Here is a 349-nt window from a genome sequence, read left to right as displayed (position 1 = left end):
AAACAGATGATGCTTTAATGGAGATAAGGTTAGGGTATACGCACTATAATAAAAAATTAGATATTATAAATGTGAATAATATGGCAGTAACTAAAATAAAGAATCGAAATGAAGGGGATAAAGAAAAACAACATATGCTATTTAAAACATATGATGATGCAAATAAAGCTGTACTGGTTTTTGAAAAGATAGTACAAGGCGTTACTTGCAATAACTTAGAAGAAGAACTAAATGAATTTATTAAGAAACAGTTTAAGAAGAATGATTTTGAATTATGTATAGAGCCCATACCAAGCAAAGAATTTTTGGAAGAATTATCTGATATGAACAAAATTTCTATTCTTAAAGT

1 protein-coding gene is annotated in these 349 nt (G+C 26.9%); it reads left to right on the top strand.

The window, feature by feature from the left end; all coding sequences use genetic code 11:
• A partial coding sequence (locus tag RCF13_RS18095; protein ID WP_308141433.1) for a hypothetical protein occupies positions 1 to 349 on the top strand: 349 nt, incomplete at both ends.

Source organism: Stenotrophomonas maltophilia group sp. RNC7, assembly GCF_030910085.1.
In the GTDB taxonomy this organism is placed as follows: domain Bacteria; phylum Pseudomonadota; class Gammaproteobacteria; order Xanthomonadales; family Xanthomonadaceae; genus Stenotrophomonas; species Stenotrophomonas sepilia.
Note: the sequence above shows the minus strand (reverse complement) of the source record. Positions and strands in the feature narration are given on the sequence as shown.